At 50.7% G+C, this 4369-nt stretch carries 8 protein-coding genes; 3 read left to right on the forward strand and 5 right to left on the reverse strand.

Features of this window, described 5'->3' with window-relative positions; genetic code table 11:
• From AC1S52_RS00665 to AC1S52_RS00675, 3 genes are all read right to left on the reverse strand, one after another.
• Nucleotides 1-100, reverse strand: a 100-nt coding sequence (locus tag AC1S52_RS00665) for an IS1/IS1595 family N-terminal zinc-binding domain-containing protein (protein ID WP_482027120.1), incomplete at its 3' end; no start/stop codon positions are given.
• A 16-nt stretch (nucleotides 101-116) separates the two neighbouring features.
• Nucleotides 117-296, reverse strand: a complete 180-nt coding sequence (locus AC1S52_RS00670; protein ID WP_482027113.1) for a hypothetical protein — start codon at nucleotides 294-296, stop codon at nucleotides 117-119.
• On the reverse strand, nucleotides 293-823 hold the full coding sequence (locus AC1S52_RS00675) for a hypothetical protein (protein ID WP_482027114.1): 531 nt from the start codon (nucleotides 821-823) through the stop codon (nucleotides 293-295). Before AC1S52_RS00675 ends, AC1S52_RS00670 begins: the two co-directional genes overlap by 4 nt.
• 78 nt (nucleotides 824-901) lie before the next feature.
• Between AC1S52_RS00675 and AC1S52_RS00680 the strand changes: the two genes are divergently transcribed.
• Nucleotides 902-1294 carry an alpha/beta fold hydrolase gene (locus AC1S52_RS00680; protein WP_482027115.1) on the forward strand — a complete coding sequence of 131 codons (393 nt, stop codon included), beginning with the start codon at nucleotides 902-904 and terminating at the stop codon, nucleotides 1292-1294.
• Between the two features lie 89 nt (nucleotides 1295-1383).
• Here the strand turns inward: AC1S52_RS00680 and AC1S52_RS00685 are convergent, their stop codons facing one another.
• Complete coding sequence (locus tag AC1S52_RS00685) at nucleotides 1384-3087, reverse strand: protein adenylyltransferase SelO (protein ID WP_482027116.1); 1704 nt, start codon at nucleotides 3085-3087, stop codon at nucleotides 1384-1386.
• A gap of 86 nt (nucleotides 3088-3173) precedes the next feature.
• Complete coding sequence (locus AC1S52_RS00690; protein ID WP_482027117.1) at nucleotides 3174-3563, reverse strand: hypothetical protein; 390 nt, start codon at nucleotides 3561-3563, stop codon at nucleotides 3174-3176.
• Between the two features lie 98 nt (nucleotides 3564-3661).
• Here AC1S52_RS00690 and AC1S52_RS00695 point away from each other — a divergent pair, with 98 nt between their 5' ends.
• Together AC1S52_RS00695 and AC1S52_RS00700 are read left to right on the forward strand one after the other, a co-directional pair.
• Nucleotides 3662-3874 carry a hypothetical protein gene (locus AC1S52_RS00695; RefSeq protein ID WP_482027118.1) on the forward strand — a complete coding sequence of 71 codons (213 nt, stop codon included), beginning with the start codon at nucleotides 3662-3664 and terminating at the stop codon, nucleotides 3872-3874.
• A 75-nt stretch (nucleotides 3875-3949) separates the two neighbouring features.
• Nucleotides 3950-4369 (forward strand): HNH endonuclease (locus tag AC1S52_RS00700; protein WP_482027119.1); only part of this gene is annotated, 420 nt, incomplete at its 3' end.

Raw genomic sequence — 4369 nt, forward strand, 5'->3', positions numbered from 1 at the left:
CGATAAATTGCCGCCGACAGGTTTTGCAGAGGTAATTTTGTTTACCTCTTTGCTTGCCGTTCTTACTGATGTCAGTTGAGCCACATTCGGGACATTGCATCGGTTTCACCCTGATTTCATATTCCCATTATGCAACGCCGAAATGCTTCCCCTGCCAGCCGCAACTGCTCCGACTCGGGCACCTGGGAGATCGCCTCCTCCACCTCTGCCAGCAGCCCCTCAAAATCCACCTGCTCCGGCACCATTTGAGCCGTTCTCAGCGTCTCCCACAGCGGCAACTCCAACTGTTCCGTCATCCCTGTGCCCCCACTCGCAAATGACCTGCATGGTAAGAGCAGGGGCACACGGGACACTGCGACACTGAATGCTGCTCCTCGCGGGCGAACCGCTCAAACCCACTCCGTCGCCCATTGCCGTACCGCTGGTATAGCGTCTTCAGCAATTGACAGGCATACTCCTTCACGGTTCGCGGCGGTAGACCAAAGGTGTGTTGCGGCTGCGTCATCGCCACCGGCTGACTGCCCATCCATAGCTCTGCACACATTGCGTGGATCACCACCTCATCGTTCGCTTGCCGAGGTCTGTCCACATAGGTGTGCAGAACCACGAAGGGAATCTCAGGGAGCGGCACCACAATCTCTTCGACCGGGGGCGATCTCCGTGCTCCCCTGCTCCGACCCTTTCGGTAATAGGACCGCCGACTGTGGCAAATCCCCTCCTGCCAACAGCCATCGCCTCCAAGCCCATCATCATGAAGTTTGCGAGCTTCGGCTGCCGTCAACAAACTGCACGCCCAGCACTTTTCATTGAGCGATCGCCCCATCCGCCCTTGCCCCCAAAAGCACTCTTATTATGCCTGAACCGTTTGTATTTCCGGAGCGTGACGATAATAATCTTAGAATTGTCTGACAGAGATAAGTGCAATTTCCGTAAGCGCGCTACCCTGGCGGCGGCTTCAGTTCTACCGATGGTCCATCCAACGCTGATTGACGCTTTGCGTTGCTCATTCCTCCATCAGGAGATGCCTGGGTGGAGGGAGGCGATCGCCTCTTTTACCAGAAGTGGCGGGTATGCGGATTTAAGCGATCGAATTGCTCAAGTCACCCATCCCACGCTGATTCTGTGGGGCAAAGCGGATGATGTGTTAGGAACCGCTGATGCTACTCGGTGGCAGCGAGCGATCGCAGACAGTCAACTCATTTGGATTGAGGAATCGGGACATGTGCCCCACTTCGATCAACCCCAAGTTGTTGCAAATCACCTGCTATCCTTCATGCAACACGTTGAACATTAATTGCTGAAAGGAACGTTGCAAATCTGGCTTTCAGCAGTTGTTCAAGAACAAAGCTGCTCGTATTGAACAGTTGCTTGTCACGCAGCTATTCAAGATGAACAGCTATAGTGCGACACGCCACCCGTGCTAAAAAACGCCTCAGGTCTTAGACGGTAGTATTTATCTTCTACGTCTTGTGATTGCTCATCATATGGATAGCTAAGGACTTCTTGCAACTCTTTAACTAAAGAGTAGTCACCCTGCATGGCTTGTTGGTAAGCAGGGACAATCAACCACTCTCGCCATGTATATTTTGGGTTCGTCTGTTTCATCTTTGTTGATATTTCAGCCAAATTGCCGTCGTTAATGACGAGGTCGCGCCAGCTTTTCAGCCAAGCTTGCCATTGTTCATCGAGTTGTGGTGAAGTTTTAACGTAGAAGCTTTTTTTCAATGCTGAGATATCATCTGGTATATGGGATAACTCGCGGAAGAAAATGGTGTAATCGACCTCTGAGTCAGTCATTAACTGCATTAATTTTTCAAATAGCTGTGGGTGATATTCAGTCAAGCCAAGTTTGTCCGCCCACATTTTTTGGATTTGTTTTTGCATAGCTTCTGAAAAGCCACGGCCTACCTGGTCGAACTGTTCTAACGCTTCAGCACCTTCTGTAAGTAGCAGTCTCACTGCTTTCCAAAACATGAAATAATTTGCTTCTGCTGCGATGGGCTGATTGAAGAATGAAAAGTGCTCGCCGCCACCCGTCCAAGGTTGAAACCAAGGGTCAAATTTTTCACAAAATCCAAAGGGTCCATAGTCTAGGGTAAAGCCTCCAGCAGCGCAGTTGTCACTGTTAAAATTACCCTGGCAATAACCAACCCGTAGCCAATTAGCCACCAGTGAAGTGAGACGCTGGCGAAATAACTTAGCCAACTCAACTAATTGATCGGCAAAACCAAGGCTTTGATTAATGTCGCTTTTGTACTCTCGCTCAATTAAGTGCGACACTATCATGCTCAACTCTTCTAATGCTTTTGGATGAGCATTGCTGCGAGTGCGGCGGGCAAATAACTCTAGCTGACCAACGCGCAAAAAGGAGGGTGCAACGCGAGTTGAAATGGCCACAGGATTGTTCACCAAAACATCAGGGTCAATCGAGTCGGAGTCTTGAGAATACCAAGGCCGGGTAACGGTCTCAGATTTAGAAACATACAGTGTCAAAGAGCGCGATGTTGGCACACCTAACGCCTGCATATAGTCTTGCGCTAGAAACTCACGCACACTTGACCGGAGGACAGCGCGCCCGTCGGCACCCCGGCAATAAGGTGTTGGGCCACCCCCTTTCAATTGCATTTCCCAGCGCTGTCCATTGATGATTCCTTCAAACACAGATATCGCTCGACCATCGCCATAACCATTACCCGTACCAAATGGACATTGTTGGGTATATTCGGTGCCATAAATCGACAAGGCATAACCCGTCGCCCAGCCCACCTGACGCATTGGCTCATGGGCAGCAGAGAGGTCACCAGAAAATACACGGCGAAATTTTTCATTCAGCGCCAGCTCATCGCTCAACCCAAGTTCCTTAAAAAAAGTGCGGCTATGAGCTACATATTCTGGGTCTGCAAGCGGCGTGGGTGTCACAGGTACGAAATGACCAGAAAAAACCTGGCGGGGTCGGTGATCATCACCATCGACCGTGGCATCAGGATCGGCATTTAAGGTATCCATCAGAGAATAATCCGCCAATTGCGCAAACTCATCAAAGGTCGTTACGCAAGGCTCAGCAGAGGGTTTAGATGGATATGACATTGTTGCTAGCGCCGATATTGTGGGGAAAGATGCATGTTTAATTGAGGACTTTGCAGAGGCTAACACGTATCTCGGCTCAATGCCTATTACCAAAAGCACGATTTAGCGATCGCCATACTGAGAGCAATAATTTCCCCGTTTGTTGTTAACCCTAAAAGCATCTCTTGCTGCGGTTGAATACGCTGCCCTGTAATGGCACATTGCTCTTCTTGTTGAGAGACTGCCCTAAACGTCGCTCGAATATCCGACATGGATAACAGTGGGGGCTGAGAGGGCGATCGCCTATCTTCGGCTGAATACGGTCGCACCTCATCCACCCCCAGCTGTTGCTCCACAAACTGCCAAAGGACTTCCCGTATCAGGGTTTGATAGCCCTGTTCACCGGAAATCTCCCGCAATCGCTTCTTCAGTTCAGGTTCCAGTCGGATACTCGTGACCTGCATTTCCGAAGTGCTACCCCGTTTGCGTGTATCCATAACCGAACATCCTAAATTTCAATCAAGGGTGGACAATCTAATACTACAAGTGTAGTATGTAGACATCCAGAATTGTAATACAAATACTACAGCCTTCCATGATACGCATCCTCGCCACCTTAACCAGCGTCCATGTTCGACCCCAACATTGTTCGGGTAGAGCAGCGGCGCTGTTTGCGTTTGAGGGGACGTATTGGTTTAGCGGCGGTAAATCCGTCAGCGAAGGTATTGATAGCAACATCGCCGGACGACTCAATCCGGATCAACTCACTAGCAGCGGGAGGTGCAGGGCAATCCTGACACCGACATAGGGAAACCCATATCAACTTCCCCAACCCCCGCTCCTGGTACTCAGAGGCGGGGGTTATTTTTTGAGGAGAAAACTCATGCAGACTGAGCAGCGACAGAAAATTCCCATACTCCAGAACCAGGTGGTGGTGTTCTCTAAGAACTACCTACCCCTAGCGAGAATCAACCTTAAACGGGCGATCGTTTTGCTCGTGACCGGACAGGCAGAGGCCCTGGAGTTCAGCAGCACCCAGCAATGGGAAGTACGCTCTCCCAATGTCGTACTACAAATTCCAAATCATATCCGGTTGACCAGTGGCAATCCAGAGCGGCACTGGAAGGTTCCTCCGGTCAATCGTCGGGAAGTCTTCCGCCGCGACAACCACACCTGTCAATACTGCGGCAGCACCAAGCGTCTGACGCTAGATCACGTCATTCCCCGCTCAAAAGGCGGAACCCATACCTGGGACAACGTGGTGACCGCCTGCGAGAAGTGCAATTCATGCAAAGCCGATCGC

This window comes from Kovacikia sp. CALU 1929, from assembly GCF_056784235.1.

Excerpts from the sequence above, each read along its gene's own strand:
- AC1S52_RS00695 (WP_482027118.1), top strand. The coding sequence starts at position 3,662 with ATGATACGCATCCTCGCCACCTTAACCAGCGTCCATGTTCGACCCCAA.
- AC1S52_RS00675 (WP_482027114.1), bottom strand. The coding sequence starts at position 823 with ATGGGGCGATCGCTCAATGAAAAGTGCTGGGCGTGCAGTTTGTTGACG.
- AC1S52_RS00685 (WP_482027116.1), bottom strand. The coding sequence starts at position 3,087 with ATGTCATATCCATCTAAACCCTCTGCTGAGCCTTGCGTAACGACCTTT.
- AC1S52_RS00690 (WP_482027117.1), bottom strand. The coding sequence starts at position 3,563 with ATGGATACACGCAAACGGGGTAGCACTTCGGAAATGCAGGTCACGAGT.
- AC1S52_RS00670 (WP_482027113.1), bottom strand. The coding sequence starts at position 296 with ATGACGGAACAGTTGGAGTTGCCGCTGTGGGAGACGCTGAGAACGGCT.